Annotated in this window: 20 protein-coding genes; 11 read left to right on the top strand and 9 right to left on the bottom strand. The window is 64.1% G+C overall.

Annotation, left to right across the window (positions count from 1 at the left end; genetic code table 11):
• The 7 genes from RQH62_RS16585 to RQH62_RS16555 form a co-directional block, all read left to right on the top strand.
• On the top strand, positions 1-1,037 hold a 1,037-nt coding region (locus tag RQH62_RS16585; protein ID WP_311269839.1), incomplete at its 5' end, for an electron transfer flavoprotein-ubiquinone oxidoreductase.
• Positions 1,038-1,050: 13 nt separating this feature from the next.
• Positions 1,051-2,679, top strand: coding sequence for a tetratricopeptide repeat protein (locus RQH62_RS16580; RefSeq protein ID WP_311269838.1), 1,629 nt, complete (start codon positions 1,051-1,053; stop codon positions 2,677-2,679).
• Complete coding sequence (locus RQH62_RS16575) at positions 2,666-3,535, top strand: 4-(cytidine 5'-diphospho)-2-C-methyl-D-erythritol kinase (RefSeq protein WP_311269837.1); 870 nt, start codon at positions 2,666-2,668, stop codon at positions 3,533-3,535. Before RQH62_RS16580 ends, RQH62_RS16575 begins: the two co-directional genes overlap by 14 nt.
• A complete protein-coding gene (locus RQH62_RS16570; RefSeq protein ID WP_311269836.1) occupies positions 3,532-4,248 on the top strand; it encodes an N-formylglutamate amidohydrolase in 717 nt (238 codons plus the stop codon). Before RQH62_RS16575 ends, RQH62_RS16570 begins: the two co-directional genes overlap by 4 nt.
• Complete coding sequence (locus RQH62_RS16565) at positions 4,245-4,625, top strand: hypothetical protein (RefSeq protein WP_311269835.1); 381 nt, start codon at positions 4,245-4,247, stop codon at positions 4,623-4,625. The genes RQH62_RS16570 and RQH62_RS16565 overlap by 4 nt, the downstream gene beginning before the upstream one ends.
• On the top strand, positions 4,622-5,986 hold the full coding sequence (locus RQH62_RS16560; RefSeq protein WP_311269834.1) for an NAD(P)H-hydrate dehydratase: 1,365 nt from the start codon (positions 4,622-4,624) through the stop codon (positions 5,984-5,986). The genes RQH62_RS16565 and RQH62_RS16560 overlap by 4 nt, the downstream gene beginning before the upstream one ends.
• A complete protein-coding gene (locus tag RQH62_RS16555) occupies positions 5,983-7,188 on the top strand; it encodes a class I SAM-dependent RNA methyltransferase (protein ID WP_311269833.1) in 1,206 nt (401 codons plus the stop codon). Before RQH62_RS16560 ends, RQH62_RS16555 begins: the two co-directional genes overlap by 4 nt.
• A 60-nt stretch (positions 7,189-7,248) precedes the next feature.
• On the opposite strand, the gene RQH62_RS16550 is transcribed toward RQH62_RS16555, so the two are convergent.
• From RQH62_RS16550 to RQH62_RS16540, 3 genes are all read right to left on the bottom strand, one after another.
• Entirely contained in the window at positions 7,249-8,448 is a 1,200-nt protein-coding gene (locus tag RQH62_RS16550; protein ID WP_311269832.1) for a type III PLP-dependent enzyme, read from the bottom strand.
• Positions 8,449-8,695: 247 nt separating this feature from the next.
• Positions 8,696-9,868: a carboxynorspermidine decarboxylase gene (locus RQH62_RS16545; RefSeq protein ID WP_311269831.1), complete on the bottom strand. Its 1,173-nt coding sequence runs from the start codon at positions 9,866-9,868 to the stop codon at positions 8,696-8,698.
• A gap of 111 nt (positions 9,869-9,979) precedes the next feature.
• Complete coding sequence (locus RQH62_RS16540) at positions 9,980-11,185, bottom strand: saccharopine dehydrogenase family protein (RefSeq protein WP_311269830.1); 1,206 nt, start codon at positions 11,183-11,185, stop codon at positions 9,980-9,982.
• Between the two features lie 62 nt (positions 11,186-11,247).
• Here RQH62_RS16540 and RQH62_RS16535 point away from each other — a divergent pair, with 62 nt between their 5' ends.
• Positions 11,248-12,258: a hypothetical protein gene (locus tag RQH62_RS16535; protein ID WP_311269829.1), complete on the top strand. Its 1,011-nt coding sequence runs from the start codon at positions 11,248-11,250 to the stop codon at positions 12,256-12,258.
• Between the two features lie 150 nt (positions 12,259-12,408).
• Here the strand turns inward: RQH62_RS16535 and RQH62_RS16530 are convergent, their stop codons facing one another.
• The 4 genes from RQH62_RS16530 to RQH62_RS16515 all read right to left on the bottom strand — a co-directional run bounded on the left by RQH62_RS16530 (position 12,409) and on the right by RQH62_RS16515 (position 15,940).
• Complete coding sequence (locus RQH62_RS16530; RefSeq protein WP_311269828.1) at positions 12,409-12,756, bottom strand: GFA family protein; 348 nt, start codon at positions 12,754-12,756, stop codon at positions 12,409-12,411.
• Between the two features lie 20 nt (positions 12,757-12,776).
• Positions 12,777-13,208 (bottom strand): hypothetical protein, encoded by a 432-nt coding sequence (locus RQH62_RS16525; RefSeq protein WP_311269827.1) that lies wholly within the window; start codon positions 13,206-13,208, stop codon positions 12,777-12,779.
• A gap of 61 nt (positions 13,209-13,269) precedes the next feature.
• Positions 13,270-14,853 carry a cisplatin damage response ATP-dependent DNA ligase gene (locus tag RQH62_RS16520; RefSeq protein WP_311269826.1) on the bottom strand — a complete coding sequence of 528 codons (1,584 nt, stop codon included), beginning with the start codon at positions 14,851-14,853 and terminating at the stop codon, positions 13,270-13,272.
• Between the two features lie 94 nt (positions 14,854-14,947).
• Positions 14,948-15,940 (bottom strand): ligase-associated DNA damage response exonuclease, encoded by a 993-nt coding sequence (locus RQH62_RS16515; RefSeq protein WP_311269825.1) that lies wholly within the window; start codon positions 15,938-15,940, stop codon positions 14,948-14,950.
• A gap of 129 nt (positions 15,941-16,069) precedes the next feature.
• On the opposite strand from RQH62_RS16515, the gene RQH62_RS16510 reads away from it, so the two are divergent.
• Together RQH62_RS16510 and RQH62_RS16505 are read left to right on the top strand one after the other, a co-directional pair.
• A complete protein-coding gene (locus tag RQH62_RS16510; protein WP_311269824.1) occupies positions 16,070-17,287 on the top strand; it encodes a DUF3419 family protein in 1,218 nt (405 codons plus the stop codon).
• Complete coding sequence (locus RQH62_RS16505) at positions 17,287-17,931, top strand: class I SAM-dependent methyltransferase (protein WP_311269823.1); 645 nt, start codon at positions 17,287-17,289, stop codon at positions 17,929-17,931. The genes RQH62_RS16510 and RQH62_RS16505 overlap by 1 nt, the downstream gene beginning before the upstream one ends.
• A 23-nt stretch (positions 17,932-17,954) precedes the next feature.
• On the opposite strand, the gene RQH62_RS16500 is transcribed toward RQH62_RS16505, so the two are convergent.
• On the bottom strand, positions 17,955-18,200 hold the full coding sequence (locus tag RQH62_RS16500) for a hypothetical protein (protein WP_311269822.1): 246 nt from the start codon (positions 18,198-18,200) through the stop codon (positions 17,955-17,957).
• A 102-nt stretch (positions 18,201-18,302) separates the two neighbouring features.
• On the opposite strand from RQH62_RS16500, the gene RQH62_RS16495 reads away from it, so the two are divergent.
• On the top strand, positions 18,303-18,587 hold the full coding sequence (locus RQH62_RS16495) for a GIY-YIG nuclease family protein (RefSeq protein ID WP_311269821.1): 285 nt from the start codon (positions 18,303-18,305) through the stop codon (positions 18,585-18,587).
• 82 nt (positions 18,588-18,669) lie between these two features.
• Here RQH62_RS16495 and hemA read toward each other — a convergent pair whose 3' ends face one another.
• A complete protein-coding gene (gene hemA / locus RQH62_RS16490) occupies positions 18,670-19,896 on the bottom strand; it encodes a 5-aminolevulinate synthase (RefSeq protein ID WP_311269820.1) in 1,227 nt (408 codons plus the stop codon).
• Positions 19,897-20,068: the final 172 nt, after the last annotated feature.

Genomic DNA, 20,068 nt, shown 5'->3' with positions numbered 1-20,068 from the left:
CGGACAGCGAGCCGCAGGTCTATGGCCTGGGCATGAAGGAATTGTGGGACATCGACCCGGCGCTGCATCAGCCGGGGCTGGTGATCCATTCGCAGGGCTGGCCGCTGACCGATGCCTATGGCGGCGGGTTCCTGTATCATCAGGCCAATGGGCAGGTGGCGTTGGGCTTCGTGGTGGGGCTGGGCTATCGAAACCCGCATCTCTATCCGTTCGAGGAGTTCCAGCGCTGGAAGCAGCATCCGGAAATCCGCAAGTTTCTGGAGGGCGGGCGCCGGGTGTCCTATGGCGCGCGGGCGATCAATGAGGGCGGCTGGCAGTCGATCCCGACTTTGGCCTTCCCCGGCGGCGCGCTGATCGGTTGTTCGGCGGGCTTCGTGAACGTGCCGCGGATCAAGGGCACGCATACGGCGATGAAGTCGGGTATGCTGGCGGCCGAGGCGGCGTTCGCGGCGGTGCAGGCGGATCGTTCGGGCGATGTGCTGGGCGATTATGAGGCCAATCTGCGGTCGAGCTGGATCGCGAGCGAATTGCAGCTGGTGAAGAATGCCGAGCCGTTGCTCAGCAAGTTCGGCAACACGCTGGGCACGCTGCTGGCGGGCATCGACATGTGGATGCGCACGCTGAAGATCGGCCTGCCCTTCACGATGAAGCACAAGCCGGACAATGAGAAGATCTGGCCCAAGGAGGCTTGCGCGAAGATCGCCTATCCCAAGCCCGATGGCGTGATCAGCTTCGACCGGCTGTCATCGGTGTTTCTGAGCAATACCAATCATGAGGAAGACCAGCCGGTCCATCTGCAACTGAAAGACCCGGCGGTTCCGATCGCCTATAACCTGCCCCTTTATGACGAGCCGGCGCAGCGTTATTGTCCGGCCGGCGTCTATGAGGTGGTGGGGCAGGAAGAAGGGCTTCCCAAATTCCAGATCAACGCGCAGAATTGCGTGCATTGCAAGACGTGCGACATCAAGGACCCGACCCAGAATATCAACTGGGTCGTGCCCGAAGGCGGTGGAGGACCGAACTATCCCAATATGTAAGCGCCTGATCCTTTTGTCCCTTCTGGCGACGCCGACCGTGGCCGGGGCGTCGGTCGAGCCGGACGGGGCACTGCATGCCTATGTACGCGCGCGACTGGCGGACAGCGACGGTGCGCTGATGCTGGCGGTGGCCAACTATCGCGCGGCGCTGAAGCAGGACCCGGCGCGGATCGAGATTGCGCGCCGTTCCTATGCACAGGCGATGGAGAGCGGCGACAGGCTGCTGGCGCAGCAGTCGGCGGCCTTGCTGGATGCGGCGGGCGCCCTGCCACGCGACGGCACGTTGCTGCGGATCGGCGACGCGCTGACCGCGAAGGATTGGGCCGGTGCGCAGGCGATGACCGACCGAATGGTGGAAGAAGGCAATTTCGCCTTTCTGGCGCCGATCATCCGTAGCTGGATTTCGCTGGGTGAGGGCCAATATGCGCCGCCGGTGATCGACGGAAAGGATCGGTTCGCGGCGCTGGGGCTGCGCTATGCCGATGAACATATAGCGTTTCAGGCGCTGGCGCGGCGGGATGTAGCGGCGGCGGTGCCGGCGATCCGCCGCGCGCTCGCGATCCGCAGCGGCGATGGCGCGACGTTGCGGATCGCCTTTGCCGGACAGTTGGCGGCGCGCGGCGCCCAGACGGAGGCGCTGGTGCTATTACCGGTCGGCAGCGCCAATTTCGCGCGGGCGCGGGCGGATATCGAGAAGGGCAAGCTGCCCAAAGTTTTGCGCGCGGCGACGACGCCGGCGCAGGGCTTTGCAAGGCTGCTGTCGCGACTGGCAGTGGATGTGTCGTCCGATGCGAGCGCGTCGCCGCTGGGCCTGCGGCTGGCGCGGATCGCGACCTTTGCCGATCCGGATGGTGCGGACATCCATATCGTCGCGGCGCGGCTACTGACGGCGCAGGATCATGCGGCAGGTGGCGCGGCCGAGGCGAGCAAGGTACCGGCGCAGGGCTGGTATGGCGCCGTGGCGCAGGCCGAACTGATCGACGCGCTGGCGGCGGCCGGCGATATGGATGGCGCCCTGACACTGGCGCGGGCGCAGGCGGCGGAACCGGGCGCGGAGGCGGAACGGCAGGTGCGGTTGGGGCGATTGCTGGCGCAGAAACAGGATTTCGACGGGGCAGCGGCGGCCTTCCGCGCGGCGCAGGCTGGCTATGCGCCGGACCAGATGCCCTGGACGCTGCTGCTGTTCGAGGGTAGCGCGCTGGAACAGGGCAAGCGCTGGGACGAGGCGCGCGCCGTGCTGGAACGGGCGGCGACGATGGCGCCCAACGAGCCGGTGATCCTCAACTATCTGGGCTATGCGCAGATCGAGCGGCGGCAGAATGTCGAGCAGGCGCTGGCATTGCTGAAGAAGGCGAGCGCGCTGAAGCCGCAGGATGCTTCCATCACGGATTCGCTGGGCTGGGCGCAGTTCGTGACCGGCAATGTCGATGCAGCGGTGCCGGTGCTGGAGCGGGCCGCGGCGGCGGCGCCGACCGACAGTACGATCAACGAACATCTGGGCGATGCGCTATGGGTCGCCGGGCGCCGTTATGAAGCGCGCTATGCCTGGGCCGCCGCGTCGGTCTTTGCCGAGGGCGATGTGGCCGAACGGCTGGCGGCGAAACGCAAAGAAGGAATGAAGCCCGAATATGCCGCACCCTGATACGGCACCCCTTACGGAAATCGCTTATGCCAAGGTCAATGTCGCGCTGCATGTCCGCGCGCGGCGGGATGATGGCTATCATGCGCTGGAAAGCCTGTTCGTCTTTGCCGAGCATGGCGATGTGGTGCAGGGATGGGCGAGCGAGGACGGGGCGATCGACCTGACCATCGACGGCCCGTTCGGCGCGGCGCTGGATGCGGGCGCGGACAACCTGGTGGTGCGGGCGGCGCGGGCGTTGCAGGCCTATCTGGGGACAGAGCGCGGTGCGGCGATCCGGCTGACGAAATATTTGCCGGTGGCGTCCGGCATTGGCGGAGGATCGGCGGATGCGGCCGCGACGTTGCGCCTGCTGGCGCGGTTGTGGGATGTGCGGATCGAACCGCAGGAACTGGCCGGGCTGGCGCTGGACCTGGGGTCGGATGTGCCGGCCTGTGTTGCGAGCCTGACCCAGATGGTCACGGGGCGCGGCGAGGCACTGGCCCGGCACGCGGTCGAGGGGCTGGAGGGGCTGCCGATGCTGCTGGTCAATCCGGGCGTCGGGGTATCGACGGCACAGGTCTTTGCCGGGTGGGATCGGATGGATCGCGGGGCGCTGGATGCCGATAGCCTGGACGTCCTTTGCGCCGATGGCCGCAACGATCTGGAGGCGCCGGCTTTGGCGGTGGCGCCGGTGATCGGGGAGGTATTGGCGATGCTGGCGGCGCAGGAGGATGTGCTGCTGGCGCGCATGTCGGGATCGGGCGCGACCTGCTTTGCGCTGTTTCGCAGTGAGGCGGCCATGGCTGCGGCGGCGCGGGCGGTGGCGGAGGCTCACGACGATTGGTGGACAATGGAAACGCGGATCAGGAGCGCATGAACGAAGCCTATCAGCAGATTGACGGCGGCGGGCTGGACCTGCTGATCGTCGGGGACCACGCCTCTGCCCATGTGCCGCAGGATATCGAACTGGGCATTGCGCCCGCCTTGCTGCGCGAGCATATTGCGATCGATATCGGCGTGGCGGAAGTCAGCCGGTTGCTGGCGGCGCAACTGGGGGCGACGGCGATATTGGGCGGTGTGTCGCGACTGGTGATCGACCTCAATCGCGAAGAGGATGCGCCGGGCCTGTTGCCGGTGATGAGTGATGGCCATGCCATTCCCGGCAATCGCGACACGGATCTGAAGGACCGGATGACGCGGTTCCATCATCCCTATCATCATCGGGTGGCGCAAGTGCTGGAGGGAATGACATCGCCCTTCATCCTGTCGGTGCATAGTTTTACGCCGAAGCTGGCGAGCGATCCCGACCAGCAGCGACCATGGGAGATCGGCGTGCTGTATAATCAGGATGACCGGGCGGCGCGGATCGCCATTCCGATGCTGGAGGCGGCGGGGCTGACGGTCGGCGATCAGTTGCCCTATGCCGGGACGTTGCTCAATGCGACGATGAACCGCCATGCCGAGGCCAATGGCATTCCCTATCTGGGGGTGGAGATGCGGCAGGATCTGGTCGGGGACGCTGCCGGGCAGGCGCGTTTCGCGTCGATATTGGGACCGGTGGCGCTGGCGTGCAGGAGTGCATTGGCATGAAGCGGATCGGGGGCATTTTGGTGGTGCTGGCGACATTGACTGGCTGTGGCGAACAGGCGCCATCGGCGCAGCGGCAGGCCGGAGCGACGGCTCAGGCCGAGCCGGTCGATGACGGCAAGGCGGATTGTGCGCTCGGCGGATCGCATGAATGGGTGCATGATTGCGCGGTCGAGCGGGCAGGCAAGATGCTGACACTGCGGCATCCCGATGGCGGGTTCCGGCGCTTTCGTGTGCTGGACGACGGACGCGGGCTGGAGGCGGCGGATGGCGCGGAGGCGGCGAAGCTGACGATATTGGACGACAAGCGGATCGAGGTGGTGGCGGGGAGCGACCGATACCGCCTGCCGGCGCAGATCGGCGCGACCAGAAGGCCATGAACGGCGGGCCGATCCTGACGGCGGCGCAGATGCGTGCGGCGGAGCAGGCGGCCTTTGATGCGGGCGTCGACGATTATGGGCTGATGGAGACGGCCGGCGCAGCAGCGGCGGAGATCATCTGGCGCGCGGGGCATCGGCGCGACACGCTGATCCTGTGCGGGCCGGGCAATAATGGCGGCGACGGCTATGTGATCGCGCGGCTGCTGCGTGAGCGGGGCGTGGCGGTGCGGGTGGCTGCGCTGGGCGAGAGCCGGACGGTGTCGAGCCAGCGGGCGCGGGCGGCGTGGGACGGGCCGGTCGAGGATATGATGCGCGCAGCGCCGGCGACCCAACTGGTCGATGCGCTGTTCGGCACCGGATTGACGCGCGGGCTGAACGAGGCGGTGGCGGGGCGGCTGTGCGAACTGGTCGGGGCGGCGACGATCAGCCATGCGGTGGACCTGCCGAGCGGGGTGGATACGGACAGCGGGGCGCTGCTGTCCGCCGTGCCGCACTTTGGAACCTGTCTTGCGCTGGGGGCGTGGAAGCCGGCCCATCTGTTGCAGCCGGCGGCGCGCCATATGGGCCGGCTGGTGCTGGCGGATATCGGGATTGCGGTGCCGAGCGCGGTGCATGGGTTGGGGTCGCCCAGATTGTCCGCGCCGGGTAGCGATGCGCATAAATATAAGCGTGGACTGGTGACGGTGGTGGCTGGCGACATGGCCGGGGCTGCTTGTCTGTCGGCTGAGGCGGCGGCGCGATCGGGGGCGGGCTATGTCAGATTGATTGCCGATGCGGCGGTTCCGGGCCTGAGCCATGCGATCGTGCGGAGCGGGGCGCTGGATTTCGATCGGGCGAAAGCGGTGCTGGTCGGGCCTGGGCTGGGGCGTGATCCTGCCGCGTGGGAGAAGCTGGTCGCGGCGGCCAGCGCGGATGTGCCCTATGTCGCCGATGCCGATGCCCTGTGGCTGTTCGCGGACATGGGTTTTGGTGAATTGCAGAGGCCGGCGATCATGACGCCGCATGAGGGCGAGTTTGCGCGGTTGTTCGGCGATTTGTCCGGCAGTAAGATCGATCGGGCAATCGCGGCGGCGGCTCGCAGCGGTAGCGTCATCATCTACAAGGGCGCGGATAGCGTAATCGCTGCGCCGGATGGCCGGGCGGCGGTGGCGAGCGGGGCTTCGCCCTGGCTGTCGACGGCAGGGACCGGGGATGTGCTGGCGGGACTGGCGGCCGGACGGCTGGCGGTGACGGGCGATCCATTCCGCGCGGCATGTGAGGCGGTGTGGCTGCATGGCGAGGTGGCGCGGCGGGCTGGGCCGGCTTTTGTCGCGGATGATTTGCTTGGCGCGCTGCCAGCGGCTATCGCCGCGCGATTGTGACAGACAGCGACCCAGATACCATCATCCGCATCGCCGCCAAGGGCGACGGCATCACGGCCGACGGCCGCCATTTCCCGCTGACCGCGCCGGGCGACCGGATCGGGCCGGACGGCAGCATCGTGTTCGGCATCCACCATGTCGAGCCGCCCTGCCGGCACTTCCCGGCCTGTGGCGGATGCCAGATCCAGCAGCTGGACGATGAAAGCTATGCCGATTTCGTGACCGGGCGTGTGGTGGGCGCCTTGGCGGGACAGGGCGTGGTGCCCGGCGCCGTGTTGCCGCCGCATGTTTCGCCGCCCATGACGCGGCGGCGGGCTTCGCTGCGGGCGGCGCGATCGGGCAGGCGCGTGACCATCGGCTTTGCCGAGGAGGGCAGCCACAAGCTGATCGACCTCGACATGTGTTCGGTGCTGGACCCGAAGCTGTTCGGATTGCTCGCGCCTTTGCGGGGGCTGCTGGCGACGATCCTGCCGGACAAGCGGGCAGCGCATGTGCGCATGTCGCTGACCGATCAGGGCGTGGACCTGCTGCTGGAGGGCGTGAAGGTCGAGGGGCTTAGCGCGGACGAAGCGCTGGGCGATTTTGCGCAGCGCCATGGGCTGGCGCGGCTGACCATCGATGAAGGGGACGGGCCGCAGACGCGCTGGGAGCCGGAAGCGGTGACGGTCAGTTTTGGCGGCGTGCCGGTGGGTTTTCCGCCCTTCTCCTTCCTGCAAGCCACGCCCGACGGCGAGGCGGCGCTGGTGGGCGCGGTGCGCGATGCGCTGCCGGAAACCGGCGCGATCGCTGACCTGTTTGCCGGGCTTGGCACTTTTGCGCTGGCGCTGGGCGACAAGCGGCCGGTCTATGCCGGGGAAGGCGCGCGCGATGCGATCCTGGCGCTCAAGCAGGCTGGCGCGCGGGCGCAGCGGCGAATGGTGGTGGATCATCGCGACCTGTTCCGCCGGCCGCTGATGCCCGAGGAACTGAACCGCTTTGCCGTCGTGGTGCTCGATCCGCCGCGCGCGGGGGCGAAGGAGCAGGTGCTGCAACTGGCGGCCTCGAGCGTGCCGGTGATCGCTTATGTCTCCTGCAATCCCGCCAGCTTTGCGCGCGACGCCGTGCATCTGACGGCGGCGGGATATCGGCTGGATAGCGTGAAGCCTGTGGGGCAGTTCCGCTGGACCACCCATGTCGAACTGGTGGGCATCTTTCGCAGATAAGAAAAATCCCTCGCCGCAAAGGGGAAGCGGCGAGGGACTTAATCCTCTCTTGCGAGGCGGTTAGCCCAGCTTGATGACGTTTGCGCGACGGCGGGCCGGCAGCACTTCGGTATAGAGGCTGGCCATCGGCTCATCCTCCACCTCGATCGTCGCTTCCGACGTGAAGCCGTTGAAACCGGTGCGCATCGCCGCGCCATAGGCGCCGAGCATGCCGATTTCGATATAGTCGCCGACCTTCACGTCAGCAGGGAGCATGAAGGGGCCGACCATATGGTCCATGTCGTCGCAGGTCGGGCCGTAGAAGGAGAAACCAGTCAGTTCCTCCTCGCTCTCTTCCTCACGCAGAAGAGCTACGGGGAAACGCCAGCCGATATGCGCGGCGTCAAACAGCGCGCCATAGGCACCGTCGGTGATGTAGAGTTCGTTGCCACGGCGGCGTTCGACGCGGACGACGACCGAGCTGTACTCGGCCGACAGCGCACGGCCGGGTTCGCACCACAGTTCCGACGAATAGCTGACCGGCAGGCTTTCAAAGCCACGGTGGATCGCTTCGAAATAATTTTCGAGCGCGACCGGTTCCATGCCCGGATAGATGGACGGGAAGCCGCCGCCGACATCGATGATGTCGACCGTGACCGCCGCGTCCACGATGGCGGTGCGCACGCGCTCGATCGCATCGCTATAGGCCTGCGGGCTCATCGCCTGGCTACCGACATGGAAGCAGATGCCCAGCGCATCGGCGGCCTGACGGGTGGCCATCAGCAGTTCGCGGGTTTCGCCCAGTTCCGCGCCGAACTTCGAGGCGAGGCTGAGTTCCGAATGTTCGGACGAGACGCGCAGGCGAACGCACAATTCCAGATCGGTCGCATCATTCGTGGCGCGCATGATCTTTTCCAGCTCGTCGATCGTGTCGAGCGAGAAGGTGCGCACGCCATAGTCATGATAAGCCAGCGCGATCGCTTCTTCGGCCTTCACCGGGTGCATGAAGCAGAGCTTGACGCCCTCTTCCCCAGCCAGCGTCTCGGCGACCAGGCGCACTTCGGCGATCGAGGCCACGTCGAAATGCGTGATGCCCGATGCGAACAGCGTGCGGATCAGATCGGGAGACGGATTCGCCTTGACCGCATAGAGCGAGCGACCCGGAAACTTCTCCGTAAAGAAGCGGGCGGCCCGAGCGGCGGCTTCGGGGCGAATCAGCGTTACCGGTGCTGCCGGTTTGAGGGCGGTTGCTACCCCCAGCGCGCTAGGATGCTTGTGCAATTCAAGGGACCTCCAGTGTAGTTCAGGGCGAAAAGCTGCCTTGCGGTGGAAGTCCCATGGGGCAGCGGACGGTCGATATATGCGGAGGGGTCCCCCCTGTAAAGCGCGCATCTCAAATTTGTTGCGCGCCCTGCTATGAACCGTGCTGGAGCTTAGGTGAGATGTTGAAAAGAAAGGAAATTTCTATCGGACGGAAGATGCTTTCCGCCCGATTAACGCATGCCATCAGGCGTTTGGCCGCCCGAAATCAGGACAGGCGAGTCTTAAAATCGTCATAGGAAAAGGATCGGATTTCCGTGAGTTGATCGGATTCGCTATTCCAAAGCCAGATCGCGGGCAGAGGCACGCCGTTGAAGGTGTTGGTCTTCACCATCGAATAATGGGCCTGATCGAGGAACGCGATGCGGGCGCCCGGTTCCGCGCCGCCGGGGACGCGATAGTCGCCGATAATATCGCCCGCGAGGCAGGAGGGGCCGCCAAGGCGCGTGACAAGGCCTTCCTCCGGTTCATGCAGCATGGCGGGGCGATAGGGCGCCTCGATCACGTCCGGCATGTGACAGGTGGCGCTGATGTCGGTGATGGCGACGGGCATGCCATTGTCGATGACGTCGAGGATTTCGCCGATCAGGATGCCAGCGTCCAGCGCCATGGCTTCACCGGGTTCGATATAGAGTTCGAGACCGGTCTGCGCCTTGATCCGCTGGAGGAAGGCGATAAGGTCATCGACCTGATAATCGGCGCGGGTGACATGGTGGCCGCCGCCGAAATTGAGCCATTTCAGGCCGACGACATGGGGCATGACATGGGGTTCGATCGCCGCCCATGTGCGCTCCAGCGGGCCGAGATCCTGTTCGCAAAGATTATGGATATGGAGGCCGTCGACACCTTCCAGATGCTCCGCGCGGAGTTGGTCGACCGGGAAGCCGAGGCGGCTATGCGGTTGCGACGGGTCATATTTGGGCACTTCCCCCTCCGGATTGAGGGGGTTGAGACGCAGGCCGATGTCGAAGACGCGGCCATCGGCGCGGGCAGCGTCGATCACCGGCTTCATGCGGGCGATCTGGCCGGGGCTGTTGAAGATGACATGGTCGGAAATCTTGAGGATTTCGGCCAGGTCGGCGGGTTTGTAGGCGGCGCAATAGGTGGCGACTTCGCCCCGATATTCCTCGCGGCCGAGGCGCGCTTCATAGATGCCCGAGGCGCAGACGCCGTCGAGATATTCGCCGACGACGCCGCCCAGCGACCACATGGAAAAGGCCTTGAGCGCACCCAGCACCTTGATGCCGGCGCGGTCGCCTATGTCGCGCAGGACGGCGAGGTTGCGGCGCACCGCGGCCTCATCCACCACGAAGGCGGGCGAGGGGACGCGGTACAGGTCGAAATGGGCGAAAGCGGCGGGATCGCCGGCGCGGGTTTCCATGGGGCATGTCCTTCGCCACACCGTCACCCCAGCGAAGGCTGGGGTCTCACTTTCTTGTGGCGTAACGGAAGAAAAGGGAGATCCCAGCCTGCGCTGGGATGACGATCATGTTTAGAAGTCGAGCGGCGCGTCCAGTTCCTTTACCTGCCAGGGCAGGCCGTGCTTGTTGAGCATGTCCATGAAGGGATCGGGATTAAACTGTTCGATGTTGAACACGCCTTCACCCTTCCATGCGCCGGTCAGCATCATGGCTGCACCGATCATCGCGGGGACGCCGGTGGTGTAGCTGACCGCCTGATTGCCGGTCTCGGCATAGGCATCTTCATGGTCGCAGACCTGATAGATGTAGACGGTCTTTTCCTGACCGTCCTTCTGGCCCGTGGCGATGTCGCCGATATTGGTCTTGCCCTTCGTGGTGGAGCCAAGGCTGGACGGTTCGGGGAGGACGGCCTTCAGGAACTGGAGCGGGATGATTTCCTGACCATTGTAGATGACCGGATCGATGCGGGTCATGCCGACATTCTGGAGGACTTCCAAATGCTTGAGGTACGCGTCGCCGAAGGTCATCCAGAAGCGGATGCGCTGGATTTCGGGATAGTGGGTGGCGAGGCTTTCCAGTTCCTCATGGTACATGAGGTACATGTTCTTCGGCCCGACCTGATCGAAGTCGAACTCCTGCTTGTGGCTGAGCGCAGGCCCTTCGACCCATGCGCCGTTCGCCCAGTGCCGCGACGGGGCGGTCACTTCGCGGATGTTGATTTCCGGGTTGAAGTTGGTCGCGAAATGCTGGCCATGATCGCCGCCGTTGCAGTCGAGAATGTCGAGCGTGTCGATCGTGTCGAGCAGATGCTTCTTGATATAGGAGGCGAAGACGCTGGTGACGCCGGGGTCGAAGCCTGAACCCAGAAGGGCCATGATGCCCGCTTCCTTGAAGCGATCCTGATAGGCCCACTGCCAGCTATATTCGAACTTGGCGGTGTCGCGCGGTTCGTAGTTCGCCGTGTCGAGATAGTCGGTCTTGGTCGCGAGGCAGGCGTCCATGATCGCCAGATCCTGATAGGGAAGCGCCAGGTTCACGACCAGCTTGGGCTGGACCTTTTCGATCAGCGCGATCGTCTCTTCGACATTGTCGGCATCGACCTGCGCGACGTCGATGGTCACGCCGGTGCGGGCCTTCACCGATTCGGCGACTTTTTCGCAGCTGATGATGCGACGGCTGGCGAGCGTAATATGGCTGAAAATATCAGCGTTCATGGCCATCTTGTGGACCGCGACGGAACCGACGCCGCCTGCGCCGATGACAAGAACCTTGCTCACTAATATTGCTCCATGGCTATGGTCGCGCCGGTCGCGCGAAAGCGCCCATATAGGAGGCTCGAATGACAGCGCAAAGTCAGAGTTGGTTTGGTTTCAAAAAGCGGCTGCTGGCGGGGCTGGCCATGGGGGCGCTGCTGGGCGCGGTGCCGGGCAACGTCGCCGCAGCTGAGGCGGTGCAGGCTCAGGTGCAGAAGGATGCAGTGAAGGTCGCCTTCGCGCCGCCGCTGGACCAGCCGTTGCGCTATGAGGTGTCGACGCTGCGCAGTCGGGCGGAGCAGGAGCAACAGGGGATCGTCGAGCAGGTGATGCGCTTTCGCCGGGATGGCGCAGGCTATGTGCTGCGCATCGAACTGGTGAAGGGGACATTGCCGGGGCTGACCGAGTTCAGCCTGAAGGTCGGCGATCCGAAGATGCCGCCGTCGCTGCGCCCCTTCATGGAGCCGATGGAATATGATGTGGGCGCTGATGGCGAGGTACTGCGGATACGGGACTGGGACGCGCTGAAGGGCAAGATCGGCGCGGGGATGAAGGATATGGTCGCGCTGATCGAACCGGATGAGGCAAAGCGCGCGCCGGCCGCTGCAATGATCGAGAAGATGGCGGCGGGTTTCCAGCAACTGACGCCGGAACAGGCAGCGCAATTGTTCCTGAAACCCTGGGCGACTTTCCTGGGGTTGGGGCGCAACCCCAAGGAACTGGGCGAATGGTATGAGGCGGAGATCGAACTGGATACGGGCGTCTTTCCCATGCCGCTGCCTGCGACCAGCCGGATGCGGCTGACCCGGCCGGCGGCGACCTATCATTGGGAACAGCATACGGAGATGAATCCCAAGGTCGCCGGGGAAGCGATCACCGCCTATCTGGAAACGATGATCCGCTCGAGTGGCGACAAGGCGCCGGAGGGCAAGATCGCGGAGATGCGCAAGGCGCTGGGCGACATCCGGATCAATGACGTGTTGGAGGCGGATATCGACCCGGCCACCGGCATGGTGACCGAGGGGAGCTATATAAGGTCGATCGAAGCCGGCGGACAGAAGGGCGGCAACGGCGCGCGGGTGAAGCGGCTGGAGTGAAATAGGGAGGGTTGGGAAGTATCGTCATCCCAGCGTAGGCTGGGATCTCACTTCTTCTGGCATAGCGTTGGAAGGGAAAAAGAGATGCCAGCCTGCGCTGGTATGACGGTTAGGGGAAAGCATATCATTCATTCCCCACCAGAACATTCCCTAGAAACTGGCCCCATCCACCTTCTGGATCGTGAGCGCGTCGATATCGATCGACGGCACGCAGCGCAGGTTGATGGCGCGCATGTCGCCCTGCGGTGATGTACCGAGCGCGAACGGTTGCGCACCGCAGGTCTGGCAGAATTGATGCGTGATGGCGTGCTTGTAGAAGAGATAGTCGGTGAGCTGATCCGCGCCGCTTTCAAGGGTGAACTGGTCGGCGGGGACGAAGGTCAGGACGAAACCCTTGCGGCTGCAATGGGAGCAGTTGCAGGTCATGGCTTCGATTGGGGTATCGGCGGCGACGCTGAACGTCACCGCGCCGCAATGGCAGCTTCCGGTATAGGGCATGGCATGCTTCCCTTCATTGTTCAGCGGCCGAAAAATTTCTGCCACCAGGATTTACTGGCCGGCGGCGTGACGTTGGTCAGGTCGAGTATCTCTCCCTCATCGCCGCTGGCATCAAAGAAGCCGATTTCATGTTTCAGCGCCAGTTGCCGAACCGCGTGATAGGCTTCATCGGCCTGCGACCATCGGAACGCCGCATAGATGACCGAATTGCCGATGGAATAATCTGTCATCCGTGGATTTTCGACATCATCGTCGGTGACGGCCGGGTCATGGATGTTCGGGAAGGTCTGGGTCATATCCGCATACCAGGCCCGCAATCCATCGGTCGTGAGGGCCGGATCGTCATAGCCATGCGGTTCCGCCCATCGGACCTGCTCGTCATACCAGGCCATGAACTCCGCGCGCGTCTTCGGCGCATGGCTGGGTTCGAATACCATCAGGTCATAGCTCATGGGGCTCTCCCGCCGTCGCACCGATGCCGATTATAGCGCGGCTTTGGGTTCGCGATAGCCGTCAACTGATCAGCTTGCGCAACCCCTCCACCGTATCCGCTTCGGTGGCCGGCTTGTCCTTGCGGATGCGGGCGATGCGGGGGAAGCGCATGGCGAGGCCGGATTTGTGGCGTTTGCTGTCGTGGATGGAGTCGAACGCGACTTCCAGCACCAGCGTCTTTTCTACCTCGCGGACAGGGCCGAAGCGGGCGACCGTGTTCTGGCGAACGAAACGATCCAGCCATTTCAGTTCCTCGTCGGTGAAGCCGCTATAGGCCTTCCCCACCGGCAGCAATTCGCCGTCTTCTGTCCAGCAGCCGAACGTATAGTCGGAATAGAAGGAGGAGCGTTTGCCATGACCGCGCTGGGCGTACATCATCACGCAGTCGGCGGTCAGCGGATCGCGTTTCCATTTATACCAGAGCGCGGCCTTGCGCCCGGCGACATAAGGGCTGTCGCGGCGCTTGAGCATCACCCCTTCGATCGCGGCGTCGCGGGCGCCGGCGCGGATGTCGGCCAGCGCCTCGAAATCGGGGGCGTCGATCAGGGCGGAGAGGTCGAAACGGTCGGCGGGAAGTTGCGGCATATAGGCTTCCAGCCGGGCGCGGCGCTGGTCCCAGGGGAGGGTGCGCAGGTCGTCGTCGCCCTCGATCAGCAGGTCGTAGAGGCGGACGAAGGCGGGATAGTCGGCCATCATCTTTGCGGTGACGGACTTGCGGCCCAGCCTTTGTTGCAGGGCGTTGAAGCTGGCCGCTTCCCCGCCCTGAATGTCGCCGCGCACCAGCAGTTCGCCGTCCAGCACGGCATGGCCGGTGAAGGCCTGCGCGATTTCGGGAAAGCTGCCGGAGATATCGTCGCCTGCGCGGCTGTAGAGGCGGGTTTCGCTGCCTGTGCCTACGATCTGGATACGGATGCCGTCCCATTTCCATTCGGCGGCATAGTCGGTGAGGTCGACGCTGTCGGCCTCCAGCGGGTGGGCGAGCATGAAGGGGCGGAAATAAGGCGTGCCTTCGGGATCGGGGCGGGCGGTGCGGCCTTCGGCCCAGTCGAACAGGGCGGCGTAGGGTGGCGACAAAGCATGCCAGACCTGTTCGACATCGTCGACGTCGAGGCCGAAAGCCTGTGCAAAGCCGGTTTTGGCGAGGCGGGCAGAGATGCCGACGCGCAGGCCGCCCGTAGCAAGTTTGAGCAGGGCGAAGCGGCCGGAGGAATCGAGATGATCCATCATCTGCGCCAACGCATCAGGGGCGGCGGCGCGGCTGATGCCATGGAGGCGGTCGATGACGGCGGACAGGCTGAGCGAGCCGTCGTCCAGTTCGGGGGGCTGCTCTTCGCGTTTCGGCCAAAGGAGCGCGACGGTTTCGGCGAGGTCGCCGACATAGTCACGGCTCATTTCATAGAGGATGGGATCGGTGCGGGCGCGGATCATCTCGCCGATGGCGGAGGATTTGACGGCCTTGAGGTCAAGATTGCCGGTGAGGGCGGCGAGCGCCCAGCCCCGGTCGGGATCGGGCGCTTCGCGCATATAGGCGGCGATGAGGGCCAGCTTGCCATTGCGTGATCGGGTGTAGACGAGGCCGTCGAGCAGTTGTGAGAATTGCTTCATTCCGCCACATCCGTTCGGTTCGAGCCTGTCGCGAACTGGCGCGCAACGGTTCTCGACAGGCTCGAACCGAACGGATGTGGTGACAGGCTAGTCATCACCCCTCATCCTCCTCTTCGCGGCCGACCAGTGCGAGCGCGCGGGCGCGGATCTGGTGGGTCATGCACCAGTGGAGCAGCGCCTCCTCCCGGCCGTGAGTGATCCAGGTTTCTGTCGGCGCGACCTCCCGGATGGTGTCGGTCAGTTCGTCCCAGTCGGCATGGTCGGAAATGACCAGCGGCAGTTCGACATTCTTCTGCCGCGCGCGTTGCCGTACCCGCATCCAGCCCGACGCCATGGCGGTGATGGGATCGGGCAGGCGGCGGCTCCAGCGGTCGTTGAGGGCGGAGGGCGGCGATACGACGATATGGCCGCGCATGTCCTTTGCGGCCACCCCGGTGGCGGGGCGCAGTTCGCCCATGTCGATGCCGAAATCCTGATAGAGAGCGCACATGCGCTCCATCGCGCCGTGAATATAGATGGGGTCTTGATGGCCACGCGCGCGCAGTTCGCAGATGACCCGCTGCGCCTTGCCCAGCGCATAGGCGCCAACCAGCACGCAGCGGTCGGGATGGGCGTGGAGCGCGGCAAGCAGCCGGTCCATTTCGCTGCCCGTATCGGGGTGGCGGAAGACGGGAAGCCCAAACGTCGCCTCCGTCACGAAGATGTCGCAGGGGACCGGCTCGAAGGCTTTGCAGGTGGGGTCCGGGCGGCGCTTGTAATCGCCGGTGACGACGACGCGCTCGCCGGCATGCTCCAGCACGATCTGCGCCGATCCCAGCACATGGCCGGCGGGAACGTAGCGGATCGTCACGCCGCCCAGCCTGATCTCCTCCCCATAGCCGACCGCCGTACCGCTGGCCGTTCCGTAGCGCAGGCCCATGATCGCCAGCGTTTCGCGCGTCGCCCAGACATGACCGTGGCCACCCCGCGCATGATCGGCATGGCCATGCGTTACCAAAGCGCGCTCCTGCGGCAAAGACGGGTCGATCCAAGCATCGGCGAGGCGGACATAGATGCCGGTCGGGTGCGGTTCGATCCAATGGGCCATAGGTACAGAAGATGGGACGGGGCGTCCCGGTTCCGCAAGGGGCGTCATCATCGCGTCATCGCGCGGTCATGCAGGCGACACGCCATTGCCCTAACGGCGCGGGAACGACCCGGCATCGAGGAGTGCGCCATGGCTGTGACCGCCCATACCAAGATCACCAACGCGGTGCACCGCCACCGCCATCTGTCGAAGCAGGGCCTGCTGGAGCGCGCCTTCACCTTCGCCTTCCGGGGCCTGGTCTATGCCCAGATCTGGGAAGATCCGGCGGTAGACATGGAAGCGCTGGCGATCACGCCCGACAGCCATGTGGTGACGATCGCGTCGGGCGGCTGCAACGTTCTGTCCTACCTGACGGCCGATCCGGCGAAGATCACGGCGGTCGATCTCAACACCGCGCATATCGCGCTCAACAAGCTGAAGCTGGCGGCGGCGCGCAGGCTGCCCGACCATGCCGCCTTCCACCGTTTCTTTGCGCAAGCCGACAACAAGGCGAATGTCGCCGTCTATAAGAGCGTGGTTGCGCCGCATCTGGATGAAGCGACGCGGCGCTATTGGGAAGGGCGCGACCTGATCGGTCGGCGCCGGATCGGAGGATTTGCACGCGGTATCTACAAGCATGGGCTGCTCGGCCGCTTCATCGGCGCGGCGCATCTGCTGGCGCGGGTGCATGGCATCAATCCCAAGCGGATGCTGGATGCACAAAGCCGCGAAGAGCAGGTCGAGATTTTCGAACGCGAACTGGCGCCGATCTTCGACAAGGGCTTTGTCCGCTGGTTGACCAGCCAGCCGGCCTCGCTCTTTGGCCTGGGTATCCCCCCTGCCCAGTTCGAGGCGCTGGCCGGCGATGATCGGATGGACACTGTGCTCAAGGCGCGGCTGAAGAAGCTGGCCTGCGATTTCGACATGAAGGACAATTATTTTGCGGTGCAGGCGTTCGGGCGCGGTTATGCCGGGGGCGAGGGGCCGCTGCCGCCCTATTTGCAGGCGACGAACCATGAGGCCGTGCGTGCGCGGGCCGGGCGGGTCGACGTGCGGCACATCAATTTCACCGACTTTCTCGCCAGCCAGCCGGATGCGTCCTGCGATCGCTATATCCTGCTCGATGCGCAGGACTGGATGGACGACGATCAGTTGAACGCGCTCTGGGCGCAGATCACACGGACGGCCAAGCCCGGCGCGCGCGTGCTGTTCCGCACCGCTGGCGAACCCAGCATATTGCCGGGTCGGGTGGTCGATGCCGTGCTGAACCGCTGGGAGTATCGCGCGGAGGCGTCGCTAGATTATACGGCGCGCGACCGGTCGGCGATTTATGGCGGCGTGCATCTTTATGTACTGAAGAGCGCGTGATGAGCGGTCATGGCCAGTTGATGGACGGGGTCTATCGCTACCAGCGGCATATATATGACCTGACGCGCAAATATTATCTGCTGGGACGGGACGGGCTGATCGCCGATCTCGATCCGCCGGCGGGTGGCGCGGTGCTGGAAATTGGCTGCGGCACCGGGCGCAACCTGATCGCGGTGGGGAAGGTCTGGCCGCAGGCGCGGCTCTATGGCGTGGATATCAGCGAGGCGATGCTGGAGACGGCTGGGGCGTCGGTAGCCAAGGCGGACATGGGCGATCGGGTGATGCTGGCGCAGGGAGATGCGTGCGGTTTTGACGCTCAGGCGCTGTTCGGCCGGGCGACGTTCGAGCGGGTGTTCATCAGCTATGCGCTGTCGATGATCCCGGAATGGGAAATGGCGTTGGCGCAGGCGGCACGCTGCGTGGCGCCGGGCGGCAGGCTGGAGATTGTCGATTTTGGCCAGCAGGAGGCGTTGCCGGCCTTGTGGAAGCAGGCGCTGTTCGGATGGTTGGGCAAGTTCCATGTCTCGCCGCGCCGGGAACTGGCGGTCGCGATCGAGCGGCTGGCGCAGGATATGGGTGGGTTTCCGCACAGCCGGACGCTGTATCGCGGTTATGCCGTGCGGGGCGGGTTGATCCGGGTTTGATGCTGGAGTTGGGATTGCGGTATTTAAACGTGGCTCATCATTTTTTCGGCGTCCAAAAGCAGTTTGCTTGTTTGGAGCATTGGAACCAAATCCTGATCTTCGAGCACGTCAACGATATGATCATGGGCTAAACCGAACTCGTCATAGCTTATATATTCGGCAACAGCTTCTGCCTGATCGAGGCCCAATCGATCTTTTTCAAAATCGAGCGCCTGAACAAGAATATGTCTGATAGCGCGGTTGTGAAGCCATATACGAAGTCCGAACATGAGGCCAATTTATGGGCAAACGGGGCGTTCCTCAAATGCTTTTCCACTACATCCGTTCGTCCTGAGCTTGTCGAAGGACGCGCGCTGACGGTAAGTTACTGCATGGCCTTTCACGCATATATCCTCCGATGCAACGATGGCTCCTTCTACGCGGGTCACACAGAAGATTTGGAAGGCCGCATTGCCCAGCATGACCAAGGCTTAATCGGCGGATACACTGCCATTCGCAGGCCTGTCACGCTGGTCTGGACGGAAAATTTCGGGACGCGGGATGAGGCGCTGACTGCTGAGCGCAGGATCAAGGGATGGAGCCGGGCCAAGAAGCAGGCCTTGATCGATGGTGATTGGGAGCGGTTGAAATTGCTCGCGCGCAATCGGCAGGGGTAATGAGGCTAGGTTAGAGCGCGTCCTTCGACAGGCTCAGGACAAACGGAAGTTGGGCAGGGAAAGTCCAGCTCTCCCTGCTGCCTCAAGCCGCCTGACGCGCTGTCTTTTCCAGTTCCAGACGGTCCCAGATTTCGGCCAGCGCCTCCACCAGATCGCGCATCATGTCTTCGGTGTGTGCGGGGCCGGGGGTGAAGCGCAGGCGCTCCGTGCCGCGGGGGACGGTGGGGTAGTTGATCGGCTGCACATAAGCGCCATATTCGGCGAGCAATATGTCGCTGATCCGCTTGGCCTTGACCGGGTCGCCGACCATCAGCGGCACGATATGCGTGACCGAATCCATCACCGGCAGGCCGGCGTCGCGCATATATTGCTTGAGCTTGGCGGCGGACGCCTGCTGGCCTTCGCGCTCTTCGCTCGATGCCTTGAGGTGGCGCACGCTGGCTAGCACGCCCGCGACCAGCACGGGCGAGAGCGAGGTGGTGAAGATGAAGCCGGGCGCGTAGCTGCGGATCACGTCGATGATCATCTGGTCGGCCGCGATATAGCCGCCCATGACGCCGAACGCCTTGCCCAGCGTGCCTTCGATGATGGTCAGGCGGTCGGCGACATCGTCCCGTTCCGAAATGCCGCCACCGCGCGTGCCATACATGCCCACGGCATGGACTTCGTCCAGATAGGTGAGCGCATTATATTCGTCGGCGAGGTCGCAGATCGCCGCGATCGGCGCGACGTCGCCGTCCATGGAATAGACGCTTTCGAAGGCGATCAGCTTGGGCGCTTCGGGGTCTTCGGCGGCGAGCAATTCGCGCAGATGGTCGACGTCATTATGACGGAAGACGCGCTTTTCGCAGCCCGAATTGCGGATGCCCGCAATCATCGAGGCGTGGTTCAGTTCGTCGGAAAAGATGATGCAGCCGGGCAGCAGCTTGGCCAGGGTGGAGAGCGTCGCTTCGTTCGAGACATAGCCCGACGTGAAGAGCAGCGCGCCTTCCTTGCCATGCAGGTCGGCCAGTTCGCCTTCCAGATCGATGTGATAATGGGTGTTGCCGCCGATATTGCGGGTGCCGCCGGAACCGGCGCCGACATCATGGAGCGCTTCCTCCATCGCGGCGACGACCTTGGGATGCTGGCCCATGGCGAGATAGTCGTTGGAACACCAGACGGTGATCGGCTTGGGACCATTATGGCCGTGGAAGCAGCGAGCGTTGGGATAGGCCCCGCGATTGCGCAGGATATCGATGAACACGCGATAGCGACCTTCTTCATGGAGCCGGTCGATCGCCTGCGAAAAGATGTGCTTGTAGTTCACTACGCTTCTTCCCGTTTCATTCGCGCGCTGTTGTTTTTCGCTGCGCCATCCTCTTGCCCGATGCCGCATTTAACCGCGCAGACCCGTCATTACCAGCGATAACCGCTCGCAACCTTAGGGAGAAATACCTATCAGACTGATCGAGCCGTCTGGCCATTGGACAAATGGCCCA

Origin of the sequence: Sphingobium sp. WCS2017Hpa-17 (assembly GCF_031843765.1) — a bacterium.
Lineage (GTDB): Bacteria > Pseudomonadota > Alphaproteobacteria > Sphingomonadales > Sphingomonadaceae > Sphingobium.
The sequence above is the reverse complement of the archived record's forward strand: the minus strand, read 5'-3'. Positions and strand labels throughout refer to the sequence as shown.

What these genes read in the sequence shown, in the direction of transcription:
- RQH62_RS16510 (WP_311269824.1), top strand. Translation starts at nt 16,070, where the DNA reads ATGGCTGTGACCGCCCATACCAAGATCACCAACGCGGTGCACCGCCAC.
- RQH62_RS16505 (WP_311269823.1), top strand. Translation starts at nt 17,287, where the DNA reads ATGAGCGGTCATGGCCAGTTGATGGACGGGGTCTATCGCTACCAGCGG.
- RQH62_RS16530 (WP_311269828.1), bottom strand. Translation starts at nt 12,756, where the DNA reads ATGCCCTATACCGGAAGCTGCCATTGCGGCGCGGTGACGTTCAGCGTC.
- RQH62_RS16535 (WP_311269829.1), top strand. Translation starts at nt 11,248, where the DNA reads ATGACAGCGCAAAGTCAGAGTTGGTTTGGTTTCAAAAAGCGGCTGCTG.
- RQH62_RS16525 (WP_311269827.1), bottom strand. Translation starts at nt 13,208, where the DNA reads ATGAGCTATGACCTGATGGTATTCGAACCCAGCCATGCGCCGAAGACG.
- RQH62_RS16500 (WP_311269822.1), bottom strand. Translation starts at nt 18,200, where the DNA reads ATGTTCGGACTTCGTATATGGCTTCACAACCGCGCTATCAGACATATT.
- RQH62_RS16570 (WP_311269836.1), top strand. Translation starts at nt 3,532, where the DNA reads ATGAACGAAGCCTATCAGCAGATTGACGGCGGCGGGCTGGACCTGCTG.
- RQH62_RS16520 (WP_311269826.1), bottom strand. Translation starts at nt 14,853, where the DNA reads ATGAAGCAATTCTCACAACTGCTCGACGGCCTCGTCTACACCCGATCA.
- RQH62_RS16495 (WP_311269821.1), top strand. Translation starts at nt 18,303, where the DNA reads ATGGCCTTTCACGCATATATCCTCCGATGCAACGATGGCTCCTTCTAC.
- RQH62_RS16515 (WP_311269825.1), bottom strand. Translation starts at nt 15,940, where the DNA reads ATGGCCCATTGGATCGAACCGCACCCGACCGGCATCTATGTCCGCCTC.
- RQH62_RS16545 (WP_311269831.1), bottom strand. Translation starts at nt 9,868, where the DNA reads ATGGAAACCCGCGCCGGCGATCCCGCCGCTTTCGCCCATTTCGACCTG.
- RQH62_RS16565 (WP_311269835.1), top strand. Translation starts at nt 4,245, where the DNA reads ATGAAGCGGATCGGGGGCATTTTGGTGGTGCTGGCGACATTGACTGGC.
- RQH62_RS16575 (WP_311269837.1), top strand. Translation starts at nt 2,666, where the DNA reads ATGCCGCACCCTGATACGGCACCCCTTACGGAAATCGCTTATGCCAAG.
- RQH62_RS16560 (WP_311269834.1), top strand. Translation starts at nt 4,622, where the DNA reads ATGAACGGCGGGCCGATCCTGACGGCGGCGCAGATGCGTGCGGCGGAG.